Source organism: Candidatus Binataceae bacterium (assembly GCA_035508495.1).
In the GTDB taxonomy this organism is placed as follows: domain Bacteria; phylum Desulfobacterota; class Binatia; order Binatales; family Binataceae; genus JASHPB01.
Genome location: DATJMX010000076.1, coordinates 1 through 21,622, shown reverse-complemented (window position 1 = coordinate 21,622; position 21,622 = coordinate 1). Strand labels below are relative to the sequence as shown.

At 61.4% G+C, this 21,622-nt stretch carries 27 protein-coding genes; 17 read left to right on the top strand and 10 right to left on the bottom strand.

Annotated elements, in window-relative coordinates; translation table 11 throughout:
- Nucleotide 1 precedes the first annotated feature (1 nt).
- Nucleotides 2-640: a septal ring lytic transglycosylase RlpA family protein gene (locus VMA09_22000; protein HUA36297.1), complete on the bottom strand. Its 639-nt coding sequence runs from the start codon at nt 638-640 to the stop codon at nt 2-4.
- Nucleotides 641-816: 176 nt separating this feature from the next.
- Between VMA09_22000 and VMA09_21995 the strand changes: the two genes are divergently transcribed.
- Both VMA09_21995 and VMA09_21990 read left to right on the top strand, forming a co-directional pair.
- The gene (locus VMA09_21995; GenBank protein ID HUA36296.1) at nt 817-2,175 is read left to right on the top strand and encodes a GH1 family beta-glucosidase; all 1,359 of its coding nucleotides are present in this window, start codon (nt 817-819) and stop codon (nt 2,173-2,175) included.
- Nucleotides 2,176-2,187: 12 nt separating this feature from the next.
- Nucleotides 2,188-2,814, top strand: a complete 627-nt coding sequence (locus VMA09_21990; protein ID HUA36295.1) for a hypothetical protein — start codon at nt 2,188-2,190, stop codon at nt 2,812-2,814.
- On the opposite strand, the gene VMA09_21985 is transcribed toward VMA09_21990, so the two are convergent.
- Both VMA09_21985 and VMA09_21980 read right to left on the bottom strand, forming a co-directional pair.
- On the bottom strand, nt 2,771-2,947 hold the full coding sequence (locus VMA09_21985) for a hypothetical protein (GenBank protein ID HUA36294.1): 177 nt from the start codon (nt 2,945-2,947) through the stop codon (nt 2,771-2,773). The two genes, VMA09_21990 and VMA09_21985, sit on opposite strands and share 44 nt — an antisense overlap.
- Before the next feature lie 57 nt (nt 2,948-3,004).
- Nucleotides 3,005-3,178: a hypothetical protein gene (locus VMA09_21980; protein ID HUA36293.1), complete on the bottom strand. Its 174-nt coding sequence runs from the start codon at nt 3,176-3,178 to the stop codon at nt 3,005-3,007.
- Nucleotides 3,179-3,587: 409 nt separating this feature from the next.
- Here VMA09_21980 and VMA09_21975 point away from each other — a divergent pair, with 409 nt between their 5' ends.
- Nucleotides 3,588-4,259, top strand: coding sequence for an isoprenylcysteine carboxylmethyltransferase family protein (locus tag VMA09_21975; GenBank protein ID HUA36292.1), 672 nt, complete (start codon nt 3,588-3,590; stop codon nt 4,257-4,259).
- A 5-nt stretch (nt 4,260-4,264) separates the two neighbouring features.
- Here VMA09_21975 and VMA09_21970 read toward each other — a convergent pair whose 3' ends face one another.
- The 3 genes from VMA09_21970 to lon all read right to left on the bottom strand — a co-directional run bounded on the left by VMA09_21970 (nt 4,265) and on the right by lon (nt 8,703).
- The gene (locus VMA09_21970; GenBank protein HUA36291.1) at nt 4,265-4,684 is read right to left on the bottom strand and encodes a ribonuclease H; all 420 of its coding nucleotides are present in this window, start codon (nt 4,682-4,684) and stop codon (nt 4,265-4,267) included.
- A gap of 10 nt (nt 4,685-4,694) precedes the next feature.
- Entirely contained in the window at nt 4,695-6,146 is a 1,452-nt protein-coding gene (glgA, locus tag VMA09_21965) for a glycogen synthase GlgA (protein HUA36290.1), read from the bottom strand.
- A 118-nt stretch (nt 6,147-6,264) separates the two neighbouring features.
- Nucleotides 6,265-8,703 carry an endopeptidase La gene (lon, locus tag VMA09_21960; GenBank protein HUA36289.1) on the bottom strand — a complete coding sequence of 813 codons (2,439 nt, stop codon included), beginning with the start codon at nt 8,701-8,703 and terminating at the stop codon, nt 6,265-6,267.
- A 154-nt stretch (nt 8,704-8,857) separates the two neighbouring features.
- Between lon and VMA09_21955 the strand changes: the two genes are divergently transcribed.
- The 7 genes from VMA09_21955 to VMA09_21925 all read left to right on the top strand — a co-directional run bounded on the left by VMA09_21955 (nt 8,858) and on the right by VMA09_21925 (nt 13,203).
- Entirely contained in the window at nt 8,858-9,283 is a 426-nt protein-coding gene (locus VMA09_21955) for a DUF2203 domain-containing protein (protein ID HUA36288.1), read from the top strand.
- A gap of 36 nt (nt 9,284-9,319) precedes the next feature.
- Nucleotides 9,320-9,790 (top strand): DUF4149 domain-containing protein, encoded by a 471-nt coding sequence (locus VMA09_21950; protein ID HUA36287.1) that lies wholly within the window; start codon nt 9,320-9,322, stop codon nt 9,788-9,790.
- Nucleotides 9,783-10,544: an HAD family hydrolase gene (locus VMA09_21945; protein HUA36286.1), complete on the top strand. Its 762-nt coding sequence runs from the start codon at nt 9,783-9,785 to the stop codon at nt 10,542-10,544. Before VMA09_21950 ends, VMA09_21945 begins: the two co-directional genes overlap by 8 nt.
- A 1-nt stretch (nt 10,545) precedes the next feature.
- Nucleotides 10,546-11,019, top strand: a complete 474-nt coding sequence (locus VMA09_21940) for a TIGR00725 family protein (protein ID HUA36285.1) — start codon at nt 10,546-10,548, stop codon at nt 11,017-11,019.
- 6 nt (nt 11,020-11,025) lie between these two features.
- The gene (locus tag VMA09_21935) at nt 11,026-11,436 is read left to right on the top strand and encodes a PaaI family thioesterase (GenBank protein ID HUA36284.1); all 411 of its coding nucleotides are present in this window, start codon (nt 11,026-11,028) and stop codon (nt 11,434-11,436) included.
- A complete protein-coding gene (locus VMA09_21930) occupies nt 11,433-12,194 on the top strand; it encodes a hypothetical protein (protein HUA36283.1) in 762 nt (253 codons plus the stop codon). The genes VMA09_21935 and VMA09_21930 overlap by 4 nt, the downstream gene beginning before the upstream one ends.
- A gap of 223 nt (nt 12,195-12,417) precedes the next feature.
- Entirely contained in the window at nt 12,418-13,203 is a 786-nt protein-coding gene (locus VMA09_21925) for a hypothetical protein (protein HUA36282.1), read from the top strand.
- A 5-nt stretch (nt 13,204-13,208) separates the two neighbouring features.
- Here VMA09_21925 and VMA09_21920 read toward each other — a convergent pair whose 3' ends face one another.
- Complete coding sequence (locus tag VMA09_21920) at nt 13,209-13,814, bottom strand: DsbA family protein (protein ID HUA36281.1); 606 nt, start codon at nt 13,812-13,814, stop codon at nt 13,209-13,211.
- Nucleotides 13,815-13,841: 27 nt separating this feature from the next.
- On the opposite strand from VMA09_21920, the gene VMA09_21915 reads away from it, so the two are divergent.
- Nucleotides 13,842-14,447: an NUDIX hydrolase gene (locus VMA09_21915; protein ID HUA36280.1), complete on the top strand. Its 606-nt coding sequence runs from the start codon at nt 13,842-13,844 to the stop codon at nt 14,445-14,447.
- Nucleotides 14,444-14,905: a VOC family protein gene (locus VMA09_21910; protein HUA36279.1), complete on the top strand. Its 462-nt coding sequence runs from the start codon at nt 14,444-14,446 to the stop codon at nt 14,903-14,905. Before VMA09_21915 ends, VMA09_21910 begins: the two co-directional genes overlap by 4 nt.
- A gap of 495 nt (nt 14,906-15,400) precedes the next feature.
- Here VMA09_21910 and VMA09_21905 read toward each other — a convergent pair whose 3' ends face one another.
- Nucleotides 15,401-15,607, bottom strand: coding sequence for a hypothetical protein (locus tag VMA09_21905; GenBank protein HUA36278.1), 207 nt, complete (start codon nt 15,605-15,607; stop codon nt 15,401-15,403).
- Nucleotides 15,608-15,926: 319 nt separating this feature from the next.
- On the opposite strand from VMA09_21905, the gene VMA09_21900 reads away from it, so the two are divergent.
- The 4 genes from VMA09_21900 (at nt 15,927) to VMA09_21885 (ending at nt 19,129) form a co-directional block, all read left to right on the top strand.
- Entirely contained in the window at nt 15,927-17,687 is a 1,761-nt protein-coding gene (locus VMA09_21900) for a gamma-glutamyltransferase family protein (GenBank protein ID HUA36277.1), read from the top strand.
- 345 nt (nt 17,688-18,032) lie between these two features.
- Entirely contained in the window at nt 18,033-18,386 is a 354-nt protein-coding gene (locus tag VMA09_21895) for a glycine zipper domain-containing protein (GenBank protein ID HUA36276.1), read from the top strand.
- An 11-nt stretch (nt 18,387-18,397) separates the two neighbouring features.
- Nucleotides 18,398-18,745: a glycine zipper domain-containing protein gene (locus VMA09_21890; protein ID HUA36275.1), complete on the top strand. Its 348-nt coding sequence runs from the start codon at nt 18,398-18,400 to the stop codon at nt 18,743-18,745.
- Between the two features lie 36 nt (nt 18,746-18,781).
- Nucleotides 18,782-19,129: a glycine zipper domain-containing protein gene (locus VMA09_21885; protein HUA36274.1), complete on the top strand. Its 348-nt coding sequence runs from the start codon at nt 18,782-18,784 to the stop codon at nt 19,127-19,129.
- Between the two features lie 63 nt (nt 19,130-19,192).
- Here VMA09_21885 and VMA09_21880 read toward each other — a convergent pair whose 3' ends face one another.
- Together VMA09_21880 and VMA09_21875 are read right to left on the bottom strand one after the other, a co-directional pair.
- Nucleotides 19,193-19,984, bottom strand: a complete 792-nt coding sequence (locus VMA09_21880; protein ID HUA36273.1) for a methylated-DNA--[protein]-cysteine S-methyltransferase — start codon at nt 19,982-19,984, stop codon at nt 19,193-19,195.
- A gap of 14 nt (nt 19,985-19,998) precedes the next feature.
- Nucleotides 19,999-20,511 carry an RNA polymerase sigma factor gene (locus VMA09_21875; GenBank protein HUA36272.1) on the bottom strand — a complete coding sequence of 171 codons (513 nt, stop codon included), beginning with the start codon at nt 20,509-20,511 and terminating at the stop codon, nt 19,999-20,001.
- 121 nt (nt 20,512-20,632) lie between these two features.
- On the opposite strand from VMA09_21875, the gene VMA09_21870 reads away from it, so the two are divergent.
- A complete protein-coding gene (locus VMA09_21870; protein ID HUA36271.1) occupies nt 20,633-21,322 on the top strand; it encodes an NnrU family protein in 690 nt (229 codons plus the stop codon).
- Nucleotides 21,323-21,622 lie beyond the last annotated feature (300 nt).

Here is a 21,622-nt window from a genome sequence, read left to right as displayed (position 1 = left end):
GCTATGGGCTAGCCGACGCGTCCTTCGTGCCTGTCACGGCGCTCGAACCGGAAGTTGTTAAGCCAGTATCCGTGCCTGACGTCGAAACGCTCGTCGGCGAGGCGCTCGCGGCTCGATGATGTTCGGCTTTTACGGTGTTCGGGCTGATGCGCGCGACTTTCACGCGCGCGACACCTTTGTGCGTCAGCCCGAGGTCCTTGGCGGCGCGCTCAGACAAATCGAGCGTGCGGCCTCTCACGTGCGGGCCGCGATCGTTGATGCGCACGACCACGGATTTGCCCGTCGTCGGGTTCGTGACCTTGGCGTATGACCCGATCGGCAGATGCTTCGAAGCGGCGGTCAGCGAATCAGGATCGTAAGTCTCGCCACTCTTGGTCACGTGCCCCGCGAGCTCACCGCCGTAATACGAGGCTCGTTCGGAATGAGCGCGACCTGTGGTGGAGACGACTGGAGTCGGCGGCGGCTTGGGAACGTAAGCCTGAGGCTCTGGAGGTGGCGGTCCGGGGTTGTATGGAACCTGGGTTGTGCATCCAGCGATCGTTGCGGCGAGGGCGGCCTCGAACGCGATCAGCAAGACGATGCGGAGGCACGGGTACGTCTTGAAGTTTTGATTCTTGCAGGCGGCAGGCGCAAATCGCACGGCTGACACATGCTCCTGTTTGCGATTTCCGCAGTTTCGTGCGGATGCTTATAAAATCGTATGTCCGCCGCGCGGTGAGTGCAAAAACGCTTCTTGCCTATGGTTGGACTCATTTAGGCACTCCCATCGCCGGGGCCATCGCGTCATTTTTAACAATATGATAACAAAGGCCGCTTATGGCGAAGTTGACCTTTCCGCAGGGATTTCTCTGGGGCACTGCCAGCGCGTCGTACCAGATTGAGGGCGCCTGGAACGAAGACGGCAAAGGCGAATCGATCTGGGATCGCTTCTCGCACACTCCGGGCAAGATCAAGCACGGATGGAGCGGCGACGTCGCCTGCGATTTCTACCATCGCTATCAGCACGACATCGCGATTCAGAAGCAGCTCGGTCTCAACGCCTCGCGCATCTCGCTGTCATGGCCGCGAATCCAGCCCGACGGGCACGGCCACGTAAACTCGAAGGGCATCGACTTTTACAAACGCGTCTTCGACACGCTGCTCGAAAACGGCATCCAACCCTGGGTGACGCTTTATCATTGGGACCTGCCGCAGAAGCTCGAGGACATCGGCGGGTGGCCCAATCGCGATCTAGCCGAGCGTTTTCGCGACTACGCGGCGATTTGCGCCGACGCGTTTGGCGATCGCGTGAAGAACTGGATGGTGTTCAACGAGCCGTGGATCTTCACGGTCTTCGGCTATCTCGCCGGGATTCATGCGCCGGGGCGGCACAATCCCCACGACGCTGCGATGGCTGCGCACGTCGTCAATGTCGCGCAGGGACTTGGAGTGCGAGCGCTGCGCGAGTCGCGGCACAAGCCCGATCAGGTCGGCACCGCGTTCAGCATGTCGTCGGTCCATCCCTTCACGGAGTCCGACGACGATCGCGCCGCCGCCGAGCGATGGAACCTGTTCAACAATTACTGGTTCCTGGACACCGTGATGCGCGGGCAATATCCGGATCTGAAATACAAAGGCTCTCCCCTCGATCGCATCGAGCCGCGCCCCGAGGATTTCGCGGCGATGCATGCGCCGCTCGATTTCATCGGTATCAATCTCTACTTCCGCACGATCATCGAGAGCGCTCCCCACAAGCAGACGCTCGGCGTGCGCCACGTCAGTCCCGAGACGACGGCGCTCACGGAGTTCGGATGGGAGGTTTATCCCAAGTCGCTCTCCGAGATGGTGCTGCACGTCGCCAGGAAATATCCAGGCGTGCCGATTTACATCACGGAGAACGGATGCTCCTATAGCGACGGCCCCAACGGCGACGGCCGCGTGCACGACGGGCGGCGAATCGAGTTCATGCGCGGATACCTGGCCGAGCTGTGGCGATCGATCCAGGCAGGCGCCGACGTGCGCGGCTACTTCACCTGGACGCTCACCGACAACTTCGAATGGGCCGAAGGATTCGCCCAGCGCTTCGGGATCGTATGGTGCGATTTCGCGAGCCAGCAGCGAATCGTCAAGGACAGCGGCCGCTGGTTCGCCGAGGTCGCATCGTCAAACGCGCTCGACTTCGTTCCCGCAACATAGTACGAGAGCAGCGTGAGCGGGGCGGTTGGGCTCGAGTGGCTACACGTGCTGGCGATGGCGGCGTACTTCGGTGCGCAATTCGCCGTGCTCTACATGTTGCTGCCTGCCGCGGCCTCGGCCCCCGATGAAGCATCGCGGCGCCGCGCGCTGATCGCAGGCTTTCGCTTCTACAATCCGTTTACGATTGGCGTGCTCGGCATCGTCGTGATCACCGGCGCGATGCGCCTGACCGATCTCAAGGCGTCGATGAAGTTCGACTACTTCGCGCAGCTCGGGAAGCCGCTGGCGATCAAGCTCGGACTCGCGTTTCTTTTGATTTTCATCCAGACCTACATCACCTTCGGCCTGGCTTTCAGGATCGGGCGTCAGGAAGAGGTGGCCGCCCACGGCGATGGTCCAGCCTTCACCGCAGAGCAGATTGATTCGATGCTCGGCAGGATTCGCGCGATGTGCTGGACCACGATCATTCTCACGGCGGCGATTATTCTCGTTTCGCTCACGATGGTGAGGCGGGCGATCGGTTTCACCGCCATCGCCTCCAACCGCGCCGCGCTGCATTCGTATTCATGCGCGTACGCGGTGGCACCATCGTCTATCACGCGAGGGCCAACAGCGAGCTCACGATGTACGCGATGGTGATGATGCCGAAGATCGCGACCGGCAGCTCGTTGAGCACGTTGTAGTTTACGAGGCGAGCCGATTCGCTCTCCGCAACCAGCGTCGCGGTCTGATTCAGCCCTGCAAGTCTTGCTTCATTGGTGGTAGCGTTCATCTTAGTATCCTCCCGAAAGTTTCAAGGTTGCCGAAAGTTTCAATGTTGTTGTTGGAGTTAGATCAGGTGGACCAGCGAGCTCACGACGTAGAAGAGCGTGAGTGCCGCGAACATCGCGCCCGGCAGTTCGTTGATCAAGCTGCTCTGCGCAACCCGAGTTCCCTCGGAAGCCTTGGTCTGCAGTTCGTTCGCGATGCGTCCGATTTGAGTTTGATTGGTAGATGCTGCCATTGTCCTAACCCTCCGTTCAACGTTCGTTGGTTTGGAGTAGAGCAAGGCCAGTGCCAGCCGAAATCTCTCATTTTCCGAGGGCCCGGCGGCGATTCAACTCGCGGTCTGCTTTTCATGCCGGACATAAATATCAACGAATATATAGCTTTTATCAATCTTCGCGGTTTGCGAGACGCAAATTACGTCGAAGGTAATGATTCGTTGGATTTCTCATTTTGCAGAATACTGCAAGAATCTGAATGCGCAGTTTGCTGCAGCAGTGTTCCTGCACCCATCCCATTAAGCTGCATCGGAGACCCGGCGAATGACGCCTGACGACTCATCCCCCTCACCTCCGCCGCCGGAGAGAAGCACCGGCAGTCTCGAGGCTCCCCGCCCTGAGCCTGTAGCGGAGCCTCTGCATGCGGCTATGCAGCCCAAGCAGAGGTTCTTCGCGCGCGATATCGTGCTGAGAGCGGGCGAGCTCACGATACTGCTGATCGCAGTCATCGGTGCTATCGCGCTCGGGCTCGGTATCACCGACTACTTCGTAGAACACCGCTTGATTCTCGGCTACCTGGTGGCATATGCCGGCTATCGATACGCGGACCTCATGATCCGCGAGGAATTCCACGAAAGCCCGGCGCGCGAGGAGCTCTCACGGAGGATTACAAATCAACTCCCGCTGCTCGTGATGTTCGCTGGCGCAGCATTCGAGCGCACATACATATATCAAGGCCGCGCGCCGCACTGGTCGGTTGCGCTGGGGTTGCTCTTCGCGCTCGTCGGCCTCTGGACGGCGCTCTCCGCACGAGTCCAGCTCGGATTTCTCACTACCTCTCAGGGCGGACGTCCTGTGCTGGTGCAAACGTGGCTCTTCCGCTACATCCGCCACCCGACGTTCCTTGGCGCGTTCCTCATCCTGATTGGATGGCCACTCGTCTATGGCGCGCCGATCACCTTCACCCTGACCGTGATCATCGCGTGGCTGTCGCTGCGGCGGCAGATCCTCGACGAGGAAAAGGCGATGCTCGCAACGTTCGGCGAGGAGTACGAGCTCTACATGCGCCGAACCGACGCGATGTTTCCCAATATCTGGTGAGTCTTTTAGCTACTGCCGACGAACTTGCGGTTCGAGCCCATCACGGCGAGCTCGTCGGCGCGATCGTTGAAGCGATCGCCGTTGTGACCGCGCACCCATTCGAACGTCACGCGGCGCCGCGCCTGCTCGTCGTCGAGCAGCTTCCACAGGTCGTGATTCTTGTTGCGCTTCCATCCGAGCTTCATCGTGTTGATGACGTACTGGCTGTCGCTGCGCAGCACGACGCTTGAGCCTGGCGCGGTCGCGCGCAGCCCTTCGACGGCGGCCAATATCTCCATCCGATTGTTGGTCGTCGTCGGATCGTGGCCGTTGAGTTCTTTTCGCGAGCCGTCGGGCGCGATGAGGAGCACTCCCCATCCGCCGGGGCCGGGGTTGCCGAGGCAGGAGCCGTCGGCATAGATGACGATTCGATCCTCGCTTGGCATGCGCGCGAGTCTAGCTGAAATTTAATTCGCGGCGGAGCTTTTCGAACCAGTCGAGATAAACGTGCGCGGCATGCTCCCATGAAAAATCTGCGGCGAACGCGTTCGCCATCAGGCGTCGCCATTTCGGTTGGTCGCGATAGACGTTCAAGGTCCGAATCACCGCCGCAATAAGATCGGCCGCAACGTAGTCTTTGAAGACGAAGCCGTTGCCGGTTCCCGATGCAGGATCGAACTCGCTGACCGTGTCGCAAAGGCCGCCCGTCGCGCGCACGATTGGCGCCGTGCCGTAGCGCAGCGCGTACATTTGCGTGAGGCCGCACGGCTCGAACCGCGACGGCATCAGGAAGGCGTCGCTGCCCGCCTGCACGCGATGCGCCGAGGCGCTGTTGAACTCGACCATCACCCGCAGCCGATCGCGATAGCGCCGCTCCGCCGCGCGAAAGAATGCTTCCATTCCCGGCTCCCCAGCCGCGAGCATCACAAGTTGCAGGTCGAGCCACATCAGGTCGTCGATCGCGTCGCGCAGCAGGTCGAAGCCCTTCTGCGTCGTCATCCGCGAGACCATCCCGATGAGCGGGGTCGTTTCCTTATGCGGCAGGCCCGCTCTCTCGCGGAGGTGGCGCTTGCAGGCAGCCTTGCCACTCGGATCGGCGGCGGAGTACGGCGCGGCGAGATCGGGATCGGCAGCCGGGTTCCATTCTTCGTAGTCGGCGCCGTTAAGAATGCCGTGAAAGCGGTCTTCTTTTTCGCGCAGTACGCCCTCGAGGCCGAAGCCGAGCTCGGGTCCGGAAGTCACTTCGCGCGCGTAGGTCGGGCTCACGGTGGAGACTGCATCGGCGAGGCGAATGGCGCCCTTCATCAGGTTCAGCCGATCGTAAAACTCGAGATCCTTCGTGTAGTACTCGGGGGCGACATCGAGCAGCGCGAAATCAGCGCGGGTGCCGAGGCCCTGGAAGGCGAGGTTGTGAATAGTGAACACCGAGAGCGTCCTGGCAAAGCGCGAGCGCATCTCGGGATCGGCGCGCATGATGATCGGCGCCGCCGCGGCATGCCAGTCGTGGGCATGAATCACGTCCGGCGCGAGCATCGCGGCTGCGACCAGCGCGGCGCGGCTGAAGAAGATGAAGCGGCGCAGATTGTCGGGATAGTCGCGGCCCTCGGCGCCGTAGATCTCGCTGCGGCCGAAGAATCCCGCGTGATCGATGAGCCGAATCGTCACGCCACGCGCGTCGGTCGTTTCGAGGATCGCGAATTCCTCGCGCTCGCCGTCGAGCTTAACGCTCTGGCCGCGCGCGACGGTCTTGGTGCCGACGCGATCAAGTATCGCCTTGTAGCCGGGAACGATAACGACCGGATCGGCGCCGATCGATTTGAGCGCAGCAGGCAGCGCGCTGATTACGTCGGCAAGTCCGCCGACTTTGGCCCAGGGAGAAATCTCAGCAGCAATGATTGCGATTTTCACAGTGGATGCAGGATCTGGGTTGCGCGGGCAGCGCTCTCGGGCCGCCCGCACTTTTCAGGTTCGAGTATTCCCTCATCCGGCATTGTACGGAAGCGCCAGAGAGAGGGCTAAGGCGAGTTCAGTTCAGCGCGGTGGTTCGCTCGCGCGGCGGAGCCGCGTCGGGCGGTGGCAGTTCTCCAGTCTTCGCCGCGCCATCGATCAGCGCCTCGCTCAGCACCTCGCCGACAGTGTCCACGAAGATGAACTTCATTTCGTGGCGCACCTCGGATGGGATGTCCTCGAGGTCGCGTTCGTTACGGCGCGGCAGGATGACGGTCTTGATTCCTGCGCGTCGCGCGGCGAGCACTTTCTCTTTGATCCCGCCGACCGGCATCACCTTGCCGCGCAGCGTGATCTCTCCGGTCATCGCCACGTCGGATCGCACCGGGCGTCCGCTCAAGAGCGACGCGAGCGAGGCCGCGATGGTCACACCGCCCGAAGGACCGTCCTTGGGAATCGCGCCGGCGGGGAAGTGTACGTGGATATCCGACTTCTCGAAGAAGTCGCCCGCGATTCCGAGCTGCTCGGCGCGCGTGCGCACATACGAGAGTGCGGCCTGCGCCGATTCCTTCATCACGTCGCCGAGCGAGCCGGTGAGGCTGAAGCCCTTTTGCCCCGGCATCCGCGTGCTCTCGATAAACATGATGTCGCCGCCGTTGGGCGTCCATGCGAGCCCGGTGGCGACGCCCGCTTCGTGGGTGCGCTCTGCCACTTCGGAGTAGAACTTCGGCGCCCCGAGATAGCGCTGCACGTCTTCGGCGGTGACTTCCTGCGGCGCGGTCTCGCCCTCGGTGATTGCGCGTGCGATCTTGCGGCAGACGCGCGCAATCTCGCGCTCGAGGCTTCTGAGTCCCGCCTCACGCGTATAGTTGCCGATAATCTCGTGCAGAGCTTCCGGCGTGAACTTGATACTCACGTCGCCCAGGCCATTCTCCGTTAACTGCTTGGGGATCAGATGACGCTGCACGATCTGCATCTTCTCTTCCTCGGTGTAGCCCGGCAGCTCGAGCACTTCCATGCGGTCGCGAAGCGCCGGCGGAATCGGATCGAGCATGTTGGCGGTGGTGAGGAAGAGGACCTTCGAAAGATCGAACGGCACGTCGAGGTAGTGATCGGAGAACGAGTTGTTCTGCTCGGGATCGAGCACCTCGAGCAGCGCCGACGCCGGATCGCCGCGGAAATCCGCGCCCAGCTTGTCGATCTCGTCCAGGACGAAGAGCGGGTTGTTCGAGCCCGCGTTGCGCAATCCTTGCAGTATACGGCCCGGCAGCGAGCCGATGTAGGTCCGGCGATGGCCGCGAATTTCGGCTTCGTCGCGGATACCGCCGAGCGACAGCCGCACGAACTTACGGCCCATCGCGCGCGCGATCGATCGTCCGAGTGAAGTCTTGCCGGTTCCCGGCGGTCCTACGAAACAGAGAATCGGACCCTTGGTGTCTTTCTTCAGCTTGCGCACCGCGAGGAATTCGAGGATGCGCTCCTTGATCTTATCGAGATCGAAATGATCCTCGTCGAGCACCTCGCGCGCGTGCTTGATGTCGAGGTTGTCCTCGGTCGAGACTGCCCACGGCAGCGTTACGAGCCAGTCGAGATAGGTGCGCACGACGGTATGCTCCGCGGACTCGGGCGGAATCATCTTGAGGCGATCCAGCTCCTTGTCGGCGGCCTTGCGCGCGTCGGGCGGCATCTTCGCATCTTCGATCTTCTTTTCGAGCTCCTCGACTTCGGAGGTGCGCGCGTCGCTCTCGCCGAGCTCTTTCTGAATCGCCTTGAGCTGCTGGCGCAGGTAATACTCGCGCTGATTCTTGTTCAGCTCGGTCTGCACTTGCGATTGGATCTTGTGCCCAAGTTCGAGCAATTCGATCTCGCGCGTCAGGATCGCGATCAGCTTTTCGAGCCGCGCGCGCACGTCGAGAGTGGAGAGCAGGTCCTGCGCTTCCTCGATCGCGATCTTCAGATACGAGGAAACCATGTCCGCGAGCCGGCCCGGTTCCTTTACCTGCATCGAGAGTCCCTGGAGCTCATCCGGAAGATACGGGACGAGCGAGACGAACTTCGAGAACTGGCTGACCAGATGATCGTGCAGCGCGGCGACTTCCTTATCGACCGACGTAACTTCATTGAGGCGCGTCACGTGCGCAACGAAGTAGGGCTCGCGCTGGGTGAAGTTGCCGAGCTCGACGCGCGCCAATCCCTGCACCAATACGCGCACGCTCTGGTCGGGATAACGCAGCATCTTGAGGATCCGCACCGCGGTGCCACGCGGATAGAGTCCCTCGGGCGCAGGCGTTTCCTCCTCGGGATTCTTCTGCGCCGCGAGCGCGATAATCCTCGAGGTCTGGCCGACATCCTCGATCAATTTGAGCGAGGCCGCGCGCGAAACCAGGAACGGATGAATTTGGCTGGGGAAGATTACGATGCCGCGCAACGGCAGCACCGGGAGCAGCTCGGGAATCTCGACGGTGCTGAGGTCGTCGTCGATTTCGAAGCGCTTTTCCCCTTTTGGCTTGTCTGTCATAGGTGATTCCAAACCTCTTCGCGGAGGGGACCCGCGCCGCCCGTACTTCCACGCACTCCAAAATTTACCGTAATATACGAGTGCCGGGCGGACAAGGTAACCTCTCGGTAATAGAACCTAATCACGGTCGGCGGCGCGCGCCACTGAGGTCGAATTGCCCAAGTACCGGTTCGCAAAATTATTCAGTGAGGATGAAGCTAACGAGCTTGTTCCACGGCTGGAAATACTTGTCCGTCGGTTGCAGATGCAGGCCAATTCGCTCCGTGAGCGTATCCAGGACCTGTCCGATACCGACGCCTCCGTGCTCAGCCGCGAGCTCGATGACCTGGTCGCCGAGTATCCGGAGCTGCGCACCTTTACCGCGACGATGGCCGACGCGGCGTCAGAGATCGATTCGCTCGGGTGCCTGCTCAAGGACATCGACCAGGGCCTGATCGATTTTCCTCACGAGCAGGGCGAGGACGTTGTCTTCCTGTGCTGGCAGTTCGGCGAGCCGCGCATCGTCGCATGGCACAGCGTCGAGAGCGGGTTCTCCGATCGTCAGCCGCTGCCCGGCGCGCAGAAGCTGTATCTCAACTGAATGTGATCGTGGACGGACGGGAGTAAAGTTGACGGCATGACAATCGCGCTCTTCGTTTATTTGCTTGCGCTCGCATGCTGGCTCGGCGGAATCATATTTTTTTCGTTTTTCACGGCGCCGATGATCTTCACGCGGCTGCCGATCGCCGAGGCCGGCAAAGTGATAAGCGCGATTTTCCCGCGCTACTACGCGCTCGGATACATCGCGGGAATTATCAGTCTTGCGCTCGCGATTTATTTCACCTCGATGCGGCATTCGCGGATTTGGTGGGCGGGCGCGACGCTCGCGATCGCGATTGCGCTCGCGATCACGCTGTATGCCGGGATGATCATCCGACCGCGCGTCGATTCGATTCGCACTGTCGCCGAAGAGGCGACGCCCGATCCGGCGCGCAAAGCGGAGTTCGATCATCTGCATCGCCTGTCCGTGATGCTGAACGGCGCGGTGCTGCTACTCAACCTCGCGGCGCTCGCCGGAACCGCAGGAGCATTGGTGCCGCGTGGCTGAGATCTATCCTTACAAGGCAATAATCCTCGATCTGTTCGATACGATCGTGACGTGGAATCCCGAGGGATTGCCGCGCGTGAAGTGGCGCGATCGCGAGACGTGGAGCACCGTGCCGCTGATGTATGAGGCTCTCGAAGCGGCCTTCGGCGGACCAATCGATCGCGATGCCTTTCTCGATACGCACTACGATGTCTATCGCGAGACTTTCGACGCGCGCGCTGAGCATGAGCCGCTTGAGATCACCTGTCTCGAGCGCATGACGCGCACCGTCCGGAAGTTCGGCGCCGAAGAAAAGATCGCGCCGGCGCTCGCCGAGGAGCTGCGCCGGATTCACATGGGTCGCGTGCGCGAAGTGACCTCGGCGCCTGCGCCGCGCGTCGAAGCGGTGCGCAAGCTCGCGACGAGGTATCGCCTCGGCCTGGTTTCGAATTTCGACGATGGCGAGACCGGGCACCTGATCGTCGCCGACACTGGAGTGCGCGAGCTGTTCGAGATCGTCGTGATCTCCGCCGACGCGGGCGTGCGCAAACCGCATCCGCAGATCTTCCTCGATACGATCGCGAGGATGGACCTGCAGCCGCGCGACGTTCTGTACGTCGGCGACACCGCGCATGACGACGTGCTCGGCTCCAAGCGCGCCGGGATGCATGCGGCATGGATCAACAAGCACGGCGAGCCGCTGCCCGAGGGCATGCCCGAGCCTGACATCATCATCAGTGACCTTGCAGAACTTCCGGCGCGGCTCGGCCTCTGACATGAAGCGGCTGCGCACGCTCAGCGTTATCGGCGCTGGCGAGGCTTCGCGCGAGCTCAGGAATCTTGCCGAGGAAGTGGGGCGCGAAATCGCGCGCCACGGCACGGTGCTCGTATGCGGTGGGCGCGGCGGCGTGATGGAAGCGGCGGCTCAGGGCGCACTCAGCGCGGGTGGGCATACGATTGGAATCCTGCCGGGGAGCGACCGCGCCGCGGCGAATCGCTACATCGAATTTGCAATCGCGACCGGGATCGGCGAGGCGCGCAACGCGATCGTCGTTGCCAGCGGCGACGCAGTAATCGCAATGGAAGGCGAAGCGGGCACGCTCTCGGAGATCGGCCTGGCGATGAAAATCGGACGGCCTGTGGTCGCGCTCAATTCGTGGGAGAATATCGACGGTGTGGATCGCGCTAACGATGCGCGCACCGCCGTCGCGCTTGCGCTCAAGCTCGCGGCTCGCGCGCGGAGAAAGTGATCACCGATGGCCTCGAATGAAAAAGCCGCCGCCTTTGCCTCGCTCCAGCGCGCGCCGTTCTCGGCCGCGCTCGGTCTGAAAATCGAAGCATCGACCGAAGGCGCGGCGACGGTGCGAATGCCTTTCAGTGAAAAAATTCTCAACGACGGTGGAATCGCGGCGCCGATACATGGCGGCGCCATCGCCTCGCTCGCCGATTTCGCCGCCTGCGCCGCAGTGTGGTCGATGCCGGAGACGCAGCGCAGCGCGACCATCTCAATGACGGTGAATTACACCGGCCCCGGAATCAAAAGCGATCTCATCGCGCGCGCGATCGTCCGCCGCAAAGGCAAACGCGTCGCCAGCATCACCGTCGAGATCCACGACGACAAGAAAAACCTCGTCGCCGACGCGCTGGTGACCTACAAAATCGCATGAGCGAGTTGCTCGACACGATTCGCAATGCTGGCGCGCCATTTGGACTCAACCTGGTCGCGGCAACTGCGGTTGAACGCTACGACGCTTCGATAACGAGTGGTCATCGGGCGAGTGAGCTTGCGCCCGGTGCGCGATCGATCGTGCTCGTCGGAAATGGCGGCGGTAGTTTGTGGGCGGCGCTCAAGCGGCATGCGGAGCGCAATCCCGGATGGTGGGAGCGTGAGCATCCGCTCGACGAATTCACGCGCGTGATTGTCGAAGGCTCAATCGCGGCGCCGATCCGCGCGTCCGGCGCGCGATGCGTCGTGGTTTATCCGTTCGTTCACGATAGTCGCACGCTCAACTTCGTACAGCTCGCGCGCGTCGCGGGTCTGACCGGCCCGAGTATCATCGGCGTCTCATTGCATCCGCAGTTCGGTCCGTGGATCGCATTTCGTGCCGCGCTGCTCGTCGACGAACTGATCGATTCGCCAGGGCCCGCCATCAACTTTGATCCATGTCCAACCTGCACGTCGCGTTCATGTATCAAAGCCTGCCCTGTGAACGCGGTCAGCATCGAGCGCGGATGGGATATTCCGAAGTGCCTGACGCATCGCGTCGAAGTCGAGCGCGATTGCATCAGCCGATGCCACGCCCGAGTCGCCTGTGTCATCGGCCCTGATCATATCTATCCGGACGACGAACTCGCCTACCATCAGACGCGCTCACTGCGTGCAATGCGCCCCTGGTACGAAGCGAATATCAAGAAGTCAACCTGAAGTACAAAACTCGCAAGTCGCGCCCGCATCAGGAATCGCGGCGTTTCGGAATCGCGGCGAGTCACAATCTCTTCAAAACAATTCGTGAATATTTATCGACCGCACTTAGGCAGTTCTGCCTAGGAGCGAGGTTTATTCGCTCACGCTCGCTGGCGTAGCCTTGCGCGCGGCTCTTCAGGCTTCCTGCGTTTGGTTTGGCTCTCTCAGCGATAGGGGGTTCGTAATGAAAGGTTTGATCGTCGTCGTAGCGTTTCTGGCAATTGGTGTGTTCGCCTCGCGAGGCTTTTGCGGCAACTACTTCAACACCTTGGCGCCGCACGCGTCGTTGCCCAGCGATTCCGCTTGTGCATCGCAGATTCCCACCACGCCGGAAGTGAGACCCGGCAACGCGCCATATAACTCCAAGTCCGCGATTCCGCCCGCCTTTCAACTGCAAGGCGTGCATAACTCGCCATTTTATGGAGTTACTCCCTCGCCCGTGCCGGTCTCAGACTTCGCGCGCGTCGATGGCAACTACTCCGGCTCGACCGACATGATCCTGCGCTGGGCCGCCTGCAAATGGGGTATCGATGAGAACACCGTGCGCGCGCAGGCGGTGCAGGAAAGCCATTGGCATCAGACCGATAAAAACGACTGGCGCACAACGTTATCGCAATGCGAGCGCGGCAACTGGTACGCCTGGACAGGCACAGGATGTGACCAGACCTATGGCATCCTGATGATCAAGCTCTACAACTTCAACGCATCGCCTGAGGCCGTCAACAGCACCGCCTTCAACGCCGACTTCCGGATGGCCTATCAGCGCGCATGTATGAACGGCGATGTCGCCAGCTTGCGCGACGACACACCGACGGACGGCTATCCCAAATACCCGCAGAGCGACACGGACACGATGCTCTGGGGATGCATGGGCGAGTGGTACAGCGGCGATTGGTACAGCTCGGACGCGATCGGTTACATCGGCCGACTGAAAGCCGCGATCAGCGCCAAGCTCTGGCTGACCTGGTAGGCGACTTAGGCTTGCGGCTCGGCGCTACGCTGCGCGATGAAGCGGCTGACTATCAAGCGCATCGAATCGATCGGCTGGATTCCTGTAAGTGGGAAATCGCCGAGAATGAAGGTCGGGTAGCCGAGCGCCGAGAACTCGTCGGCCTCGCGCTTGTTGGCTTCGAGCCGCGGGATAGCGACGCCACTGCGGATATCGGCGCGGAAGCGCTCGCGATCGAGGCCGGCGCGCGTGGCGATCTCCTCGAGGACGGAATGGTCGCCGATATTGCGCCGCTCCTCGAAAGCGGCCTGGAACATCGCGTCGTGATACGCGCGGAACGCGCCCGAGTCGCGCGCGAGCTCGGCGCCTGCGAGCGCAGCAGTCGAGTCGAGCCAGGCCGGCGGCATCGCCACCTGGATACCGGTCTCGGCGGCGACCATCAGGACTTTCTGCCGTTCGCGATCGGTGACGATGCGTCCGGGCTTGGCGCGATGATCGCGCATCGCGATCGGCACGCCTTTCCAGAGCGCCTCGAATTCGAGCTCGCGCTCCAGGTCGCTCACGATCCGCCATGCGATGTAACAGAGCGTCGAGGCGTAATCGAAATAAATTGGAACCTGGATTTTCCGCATCGGCGTCGGAGCTGAACTGCGAGAATATTGGCGCGAATCGCCGGCCCGGGGCAAATCGGCTTGCGCCGCCCCGACGTGTCGAACATCCTGAATTTCAACATGGACTCAAAGCGCAGGCCCATTCTGAAACTTGGCGTCGTCGATCTCGGCGTCGAAACCGCGTCGCTGCCAAGCGGCGTCACGGTCGATCTCGCGGTGATCCGGCATCCGGGAGCGGCGGCGATCGTGGCGCTCGATCGCGACGGATCGATCGCGATGCTGAATCAGTATCGGCACGCAATCGGCGGATGGCTTCGTGAGGTTCCTGCGGGATGCCGCAATGCGGGCGAGGACTATGCGCAGTGCGCGCGGCGCGAGCTGGGCGAAGAGGCGGGGCTCGCGGCGGCGCGATGGGACGCGCTCGGCGAGATCGTTACCATCCCAAGTTTTTGCGACGAGCGAATCGCGCTGTTTCTCGCGCGCGATCTTTCCGCCGGAACCGGCACGCTCGACCATGACGAAGTAATCAAGGTGACGCGCGTTCGCTTCGAAGACACGTTTGCGATGATCGATCGCGGCGAGATCGTCGATGCCAAAACGATCGCCGCGCTCTATCGCACGCGCGACTTCCTGGCGAAGGAGCGATCTTCGTGATCGAAGTGCTCGGCATCGAACATATCGATCTGACAGTCCGCGACGTGGCGCGCTCCGAAGCCTGGTACGACAAGGTCCTGCCCGCGTTGGGCTTCAGACGTATCGACGACGACGCTCCGCGATGGGCGAGCGCTCATCTGACGATCGCCATCAGGCCGTGCTCGCAATCGCAAGCCAGCGTTGAGCACGATCGCTATCGCGCCGGCTTGCATCACCTGGCGTTCAAAGCCAGGTCGCGCGCCGACGTTGATGAATTGTATCGATTCCTTGCAAGCGAAGGGCTCACGATACTCGACGCGCCTGCCGAGTATCCGCAATATGGCGAGAAATACTATGCCGTGTTCTTTGCCGATCCCGATGGCATGAAACTCGAGCTGGCGCATTTTCCGTGGGGATACTGGCGGCAAGTGCAATCCGCCGGAAGCGACGCGCGCCCGCGCTATGCGCTCAAGACCTGAGTTTCAATTTGCCCGCTTCGACCATGGGGAGAAGAGCGCCGCACGTAAGCGTTAAAAATGAAGTCTCTCGCGAAGACCTAAAGGGAGGGACGCTGTTCAAGGTAATTCAGCAAAGGCGCGGGCAAATCCACTTCCTTGATCCACTCGATTCACGACCTGCCATCTCGGGATGGCGCTTCTGAACATCGTTCCACGCAGAGAACGAGCCGACAACCGTATTGCCGAATACATCGATGACGCTGAACTTAATTGCTCAGGCAGCGGATATCGGTGATTTTGATGTGCGCCGAAAGGTGATTCGCGCGTCCTATCAGAAAGCGTAACTTGACATCAAGTTACCACTAATTCAATCAACTCGCGGATAGCTGCTGCTCAGCGGAGAGAATGTCAGAGGCGAGAAGGTTTCCGGCGCCGCTTGCGCGGCGCCTTCCGTGTCCTATGTCCCAGCCCGGTTCGCGATCGGAACCGGGCACGCCGCCGTGGCGGCGAAACTTGCTACTCGACGACTACTTCGTTCGGGAACAGAAATGTCGTCGCGCCATCGTCAAACTGCACCAGATACATATGACGATCGAGGTTGTTCACCTCGCGGATAATACGTGGTTTTTCGGTGAAGCGGCTGCGACCTTCATGATCGCGCACGGGCTTGAGGAGTCGGCACTGCTGCCCCACCAACATCTCGGTATTCGTGTTCGCTAGCATAGGTTTAATATCCTTTTCCTCGACATCCGGCTTCCGGCCTTCCACTACCCTTCTGCGAGTATAGCAAGCTCCGGGCCCAAGGTTTAGATGCCCAAAACCATCGCTGTCCATACACTTTAGACGTTCTCGCACCCTGCAAGATTTCGCTTTTACGTGTTAAAGGCACCAAACCGTGTACTGATTTCGTGACACTCCCCGACCAGTGGTAACACTATGGCCAGAAATGATAGGCAGGTCTCTGGCGCAGTTCGGAACCGCGAATAGAGGCCGGAAACCCAGATCTTCGCGTTTTCCTATTAGCAATCAGCGAGAGAATCAGATGCCTACGCTTTATCCGCTCGTAATGGGACGCCAGGCGGTCATTGCTTCCGAGCACTACCTCTCAGCCGCGGCAGGCGCGCGAATCTTCGCCCGCGGCGGCAACGCCATTGATGCTGCCGTGGCAGCTACGTTTGTGGAAGGCATCGTAAACCCGCATATGCATACGATAGGTGGCGAAGCGCCGATGCTCATATATTCGGCAGATGCTCGCCGTGTCGTCGCAATCAACGGCAATATGACCGCCCCTGGGCGCGCGACAATCAAACGCTATCGCGAACTTGGAATCGACCAGATTCCTCCATTCGGCCTCCTCGCAGCGGGCGTCCCCGCCGCCTTCGGTGCGTTGGCGACGGCGCTCAGGGAGTTCGGAACCAAAACGCTCGCTGAAGTTGCCGAGCCTGCCCTGGAGCTCGCCGAGGAGGGATTCCCAGTCCACGTCGGCTTGGCCGGTGAGGATCGCGGCCCCGATGCGATGGCGGGTGCAGGAGCTTCGCTGCGCCTGAACGCCGCTAACTTCCTCAAGCGATGGCCGACCAGCGCGAAGCTTTATCTGCCCAACGATGAAGTCCCGAATCCGGGGCATATCATCCAGAATCCCGCACTGGCGAACTTTTACCGCCGGCTCCTCGATGCTGAGGCTGCCGCACACAATCGCGGCCGTGCAGGTGCGCTGGACGCCGCGATCGAGCGCTTCTACCGCGGCGACATTGCACGCGAGATCGTTGACTGGTCCGACCGCAACCAGGGTTTGCTCTCCGCCGACGATCTGGCGCGCTTCGAAACGCGAATCGAAGATCCCGCGCACGCCGACTACCGCGGCGTGACCGTCTTCAAATGCGGTCCGTGGTCGCAGGGGCCCGTCTTTTTGCAGCAGCTCAAGTTGCTCGAAGGCTTCGATCTTCGCGCGATGGGCCACGACTCTGCCGATTACATCCACACCGTGATCGAATCGTCGAAGCTCGCCTTTGCGGACCGCGATGCGTACTACGCCGACCCGCAGTTCACCGACGTTCCGCTGGCCGCGCTGCTGTCGAAGGAGTACGCGGACCTGCGCCGACGGCTGATAGATTCGGCGCGCGCCTCAAAGGAGCAGCGGCCCGGCGATCCCCGTGCGATGCGCGCGCTGAATCCCGATGCGCCGCAGCTCCAGTCGTGGGGGCAGGGCACCATCCACGTCACGGCCGCCGATCGCGCGGGCAACATGATCGCCGTCACCGCCAGCGGCGGATGGATCCCGAGCTCGCCGGTTATCGACACGCTCGGCTTTCCACTCGGCTCGCGGATGCAGACCTTCTATCTCGACGAGCGCCATCCCAATGCGCTGCAGCCGGGCAAGCGGCCGCGCACGACCCTTTCGCCGTCGCTCGCGATGCGTGGCGACGAGCCGTATCTTGCGTTCGGTACGCCGGGCGGTGATCAGCAGGATCAGTGGACGCTTCAGTTCTTTCTGAACACCGTGGATTTCGGGATGAATCTGCAGGAAGCGATCGAAGCGCCGAAGTTTTCGACGCCGCACTTTCATTCGACGTTCTTCCCGCACAACACTTTGCCCGCAACGTTGCGGCTCGAAGACCGGATTCCACCATCGGTTCGTGACGCGTTGGCCGCCCGTGGCCACAAGATCGAGATGAAGCCGGCTTGGTCAGAAGGCCATGTGCTCGCGGTGCAGGTCGATCGCGAGCGCGGCCTGGTGCTCGCCGGCGCGGACCCGCGCGGTCAGCTCGGCCCGGTGATGGCGGCGCAAGCGATCGGATGGTAAATCAAGTATCGTTCACTTGCACTGCAATGATCGCAGTTTCGGGATTTGCGGAGGCGATGATCTTTCGCAATCCGATGAAAATCGGTAAGTGAACAGGCGGACGGCCCAGTGAATTGTGCTGTTGCCCTGACGCTGGCCTGTGGGGCAAATTTACGACCGCGAAAGCCTAGCAGCGGGTAAATTTTACCCGGTAGGTAACTTGTTATGGACCAGCGATTTGGGTTGATCGGACCCGCAGAAGGTAGAAAACTTAAGGTTGCTAAACGGTTTGGCTGACCCCAGAGCATTGGAAAGTGTGTAACTGTGGCAGGCACGGAAGCTGCTGAACGCGCAGGAGGGATGCTTGTGAGCACTCGGATATCGTCGGCTCTCAAGGTTGTTTTCGTGGCGATCGCGATCGTGGTGATAGCGGGATGCAGTGGCGAGCCGCTGTCCACTCGCGAGAAGGGTACCTTCATCGGAACCGGTGTGGGCGCCGCGACCGGTGCAATCATCGGCGCCGCAGTCGGCTCTCCGGGTGCGGGCGCCGCTATCGGCGCTGGTATTGGCGCGCTGGGTGGCTTCGCCGTTGGCAACCATATGCAGAACGAGGAAAATCAGCAGGCCCAGACCCAGTCTCAAATAAACTCCCAACAGCAGGAGATCGAGCGTCAGCGCTCGCAGATTCAGCAGCTCAAGCAGCAGCAGGAAACCGAGTAGGAGTAGCAACCATGCGCAAAACGTCAGCGATTATCGGGGTATTCGCCCTGATCGGAGTCTTTTTTCTCGCCGGATGCTCAGGCGATCCGCTGTCGACGCGTGAGAAGGGTACCCTCGGTGGCGCAGGCATCGGCGCGGCCACAGGCGCGATCATCGGTGCTGCGGTAGGTGCTCCCGGCGCGGGCGCTGCGATCGGTGCGGGTATTGGCGGTGTGGGCGGCTTCGCTGTGGGCAACGCGATGCAGAATGACGAGAATCAGCAGAAGCAGACCCAGTCTCAAATCAACCAGCAGCAGCAGGAAATCGAAAACCAGCGCCAACAAATCCAGCAGTTGAAGCAAGATCAGGAAACCGAATAGCGCGCGCCTCGTACTGCTTTATAGCAGGAGGTTCGTATGCGCAGGAACATCGCGATCGTCGCGGCGGCGGCGATTTTTGGTAGCCTTGTGATGGCTGGATGCTCGGGACAGCCGCTCTCGACCCGCGAAGAAGGTACTCTCGGCGGTGCAGGGTTGGGCGGTGCGGGTGGCGCTATCGTCGGCGCCGCGGTTGGGCATCCGCTGGCAGGCGCCATGATCGGCGCGGGCCTTGGCGGCGTGACCGGCTACGCGGTCGGCAACTCGATGCAGAACAACGAGAACGCGCAGTCCCAAAGCCAGGCTCAGATCAATCAGCAACAGCAGGAAATCGAGCAGCAGCGCCAGCAGATCCAGGCTCTGCAATCGCAGCAGAACACCGAGTAACAGCTTTCGATTCGGCGAAATAACGGAGGCGTCGCAATACGCCTCCGTTGCGATCTCGCCGCGCTAGGCCGGCCGGCAGAGCTTGCACGGGCGAAGGCCCGCATGCTCGGCCTTCGCGGCATTTGCGAAAATCAACGCTCGCGTCGGGTCTGCCCGTTTAGCCGCCGAGCACTCCGGCCGGCAGAAGATATGCGTCCCGCGATGCCCCATCACGGCTTCCGGCGGCATTTTCAAGTCGCTCCCGACATGAAATCCTTCCAGCTCGAGCAGTTGCAGCTTGCGATCGACGCCGCCGCCGTAGTTGCCGATCGTTCCATCCGATCTGACTACGCGATGACATGGCACGAACAGCGGAATCGGATTCGTGGCCATCGTCGTGCCGATCGCTCGCTGGCTGTTGGGATGCCCGACGGCAGCCGCGAGCGCCTGGTATGTGATCACCGACCCGCTTGGTACTGAGCGCAGGCGTGCCAGCGCGCGGCGCTGGAACTCGCTTTCCACGATCGAGAGATCTACTTTCTGATTGTCGAGCGCGGCTGCATCGCCGAGTTTGAAGTAACGATCCAACTCGGCCATCACCTTCTTCAGCGCCGGTTCGTTCTCGACCAGATCGAATCGCTCGCGCATCCGGCCGAGCATCCGATCGGCGCTCGAAGTCCACATGAAATGGAGCCCAACGAGGCCGCGATCGCTCTCCGCGACGAGCAGGTTCCCGAGCGGCGAGCCGACCACGCTTACGCGCGCCTCGGGCCGTCGAATCAAGCGGAACGCCTTGGCCGAGCGATGCTTCGCCCTTGCGATCATCGCGTCGATCGCTGCTTCGTCGTAGTTTTCCGGAATCTGCCTGTTCTTCATTTGCATCATGGTAGTCACTCCGCGGCGCGGATTTTCTTGAGCGCCTGGTAAACGCTGGCCCGCGCACTTTCGGGACTGCATTTGAGCCGCGCTGCGATCTCGTCGTACTCGAGACCGTCGAACTTGCGCATCGCAAGCGCCCGCCCTTGCATCCGCGGCAATTGCGCCACCGCAAGTTTCAGATGCACGAGGCGGTCTGGGCCGCCATTGCTCGCCCCCGCTCCGAGCGAAGCCAACTCCTCGGCGTCGCCACCGCCGTCGACGAGCGTACGCGATCGGCGTGCTTTGTCGCGCGAGCGATTGCGGCAGAGATTCGTCGCGATGCGATAAATCCACGGCCGCAGACCCTCGCGCGAGCTGAGCTTGGGGTAGGCGCGATAGGCGCGCAGCCAGGTCTCCTGGAACAGATCCATCGCGTCCTCGCGATCGTTGGTCGAGCGCAACAGGAAGCGCATGATCTCGCGCTCGAGCGACTTCACCGCCTCTTCGAACGGCGGCGGCAGGTTCAGCTTCACTTGCAGTGCCATCTTACCGTCTATAACCCCGCGCACCCCGATTCGTGAATCCGCCGTATCCGCGCTGCGTTGACCCGCGCTGATACGGGGGCTATCGAAGCACCAAGGGGAGGGCAGCGCCGGAGGTACGCGCATGACGCCCGTCGAATCGATCGCGCTATGGGCCGGGCTTTTCCTCGTCTCGCACCTGGTGATTTCTTCAGCCACCGTGCGCCCGCGCCTGCTCGCTGCTGTCGGTGAGCAGCCCTATCGAGGTATCTACTCGCTGGTCGCATTCGCCACGCTCGGCCCGCTCATCTATGTGTTCGCCTATCACAAGCATGCCGGTCCGATGCTCTGGATGCTGCGCCAATACGACTCGGCGCGCTGGCTCTCATGGTTTTTGATGCTGCTCGCGTTCGTGTTCTTCGTTGCGAGCCTTGTGAATCCGAGTCCCGCCTCGATAGGCGCGCCGTCGCAGTCCGCAGCGCACGGCATCCTGAAAATCACGCGCCATCCAGGATTCGTCGCGTTCTCGCTGTTCGGCATCGCACACATGCTGATGAACGGATGGCTTGGCGACGTGATTTTCTTCGGCATGTTCCCCGCGCTCGGCGTGATCGGCGGAATGCATCAGGACCAGCGCAAGCTCCGCGACCTGGGCGAGAGCTATCGCAAGCTGATGGCCGAGACATCATTCGCTCCATTCGCAGCCATCCTCTCAGGCCGCCAGCAATTCACATTCGCCGACGTGCCCTGGATCGGCCTCGCCGGCGGCGCCGCCGTAACCGTGATGGTGCTGGCGCTCCATCCATTCATCTTCGGCGGCAACCCGCTCGGGTGATTTGCGCGATGGCGATCTGTGAACTCACCCTCAAGTCCGGTTCTGTTTAATAACCTCGCCCGGACAGCGGGAGAGGTTATTAATTGAGGAAGGTTGTAGCGGTGGCTATTCTTTACGAATGGCAAAGGGCGTGAAGATTAACGTTGGTAGACTCCAGCGTTCGCAGTTCGACGAAGCCGTCGAGCTCCTATCCAAGGCCTTTCACGACGATCCATATCAGACTTACATTGAGCCAGACCCCGCGAGGAGAATGTGCGATCTCCATCAGTCTTTCCGGTGTAGGGTCCGCCATTGCCTTGC

Coding starts and splice junctions, on each gene's coding strand:
- VMA09_21905 (HUA36278.1), bottom strand. CDS start 15,607: ATGCTAGCGAACACGAATACCGAGATGTTGGTGGGGCAGCAGTGCCGA.
- VMA09_21920 (HUA36281.1), bottom strand. CDS start 13,814: ATGCGGAAAATCCAGGTTCCAATTTATTTCGATTACGCCTCGACGCTC.
- VMA09_21925 (HUA36282.1), top strand. CDS start 12,418: ATGAAAGGTTTGATCGTCGTCGTAGCGTTTCTGGCAATTGGTGTGTTC.
- VMA09_21950 (HUA36287.1), top strand. CDS start 9,320: ATGACAATCGCGCTCTTCGTTTATTTGCTTGCGCTCGCATGCTGGCTC.
- VMA09_21975 (HUA36292.1), top strand. CDS start 3,588: ATGCAGCCCAAGCAGAGGTTCTTCGCGCGCGATATCGTGCTGAGAGCG.
- VMA09_21870 (HUA36271.1), top strand. CDS start 20,633: ATGACGCCCGTCGAATCGATCGCGCTATGGGCCGGGCTTTTCCTCGTC.
- VMA09_21995 (HUA36296.1), top strand. CDS start 817: ATGGCGAAGTTGACCTTTCCGCAGGGATTTCTCTGGGGCACTGCCAGC.
- VMA09_21970 (HUA36291.1), bottom strand. CDS start 4,684: ATGCCAAGCGAGGATCGAATCGTCATCTATGCCGACGGCTCCTGCCTC.
- VMA09_21985 (HUA36294.1), bottom strand. CDS start 2,947: ATGAACGCTACCACCAATGAAGCAAGACTTGCAGGGCTGAATCAGACC.
- VMA09_21935 (HUA36284.1), top strand. CDS start 11,026: ATGGCCTCGAATGAAAAAGCCGCCGCCTTTGCCTCGCTCCAGCGCGCG.
- VMA09_21880 (HUA36273.1), bottom strand. CDS start 19,984: ATGAAGAACAGGCAGATTCCGGAAAACTACGACGAAGCAGCGATCGAC.
- VMA09_21890 (HUA36275.1), top strand. CDS start 18,398: ATGCGCAAAACGTCAGCGATTATCGGGGTATTCGCCCTGATCGGAGTC.
- VMA09_21980 (HUA36293.1), bottom strand. CDS start 3,178: ATGGCAGCATCTACCAATCAAACTCAAATCGGACGCATCGCGAACGAA.
- lon (HUA36289.1), bottom strand. CDS start 8,703: ATGACAGACAAGCCAAAAGGGGAAAAGCGCTTCGAAATCGACGACGAC.
- VMA09_21900 (HUA36277.1), top strand. CDS start 15,927: ATGCCTACGCTTTATCCGCTCGTAATGGGACGCCAGGCGGTCATTGCT.
- VMA09_21940 (HUA36285.1), top strand. CDS start 10,546: ATGAAGCGGCTGCGCACGCTCAGCGTTATCGGCGCTGGCGAGGCTTCG.
- VMA09_21885 (HUA36274.1), top strand. CDS start 18,782: ATGCGCAGGAACATCGCGATCGTCGCGGCGGCGGCGATTTTTGGTAGC.
- VMA09_21875 (HUA36272.1), bottom strand. CDS start 20,511: ATGGCACTGCAAGTGAAGCTGAACCTGCCGCCGCCGTTCGAAGAGGCG.
- VMA09_21930 (HUA36283.1), top strand. CDS start 11,433: ATGAGCGAGTTGCTCGACACGATTCGCAATGCTGGCGCGCCATTTGGA.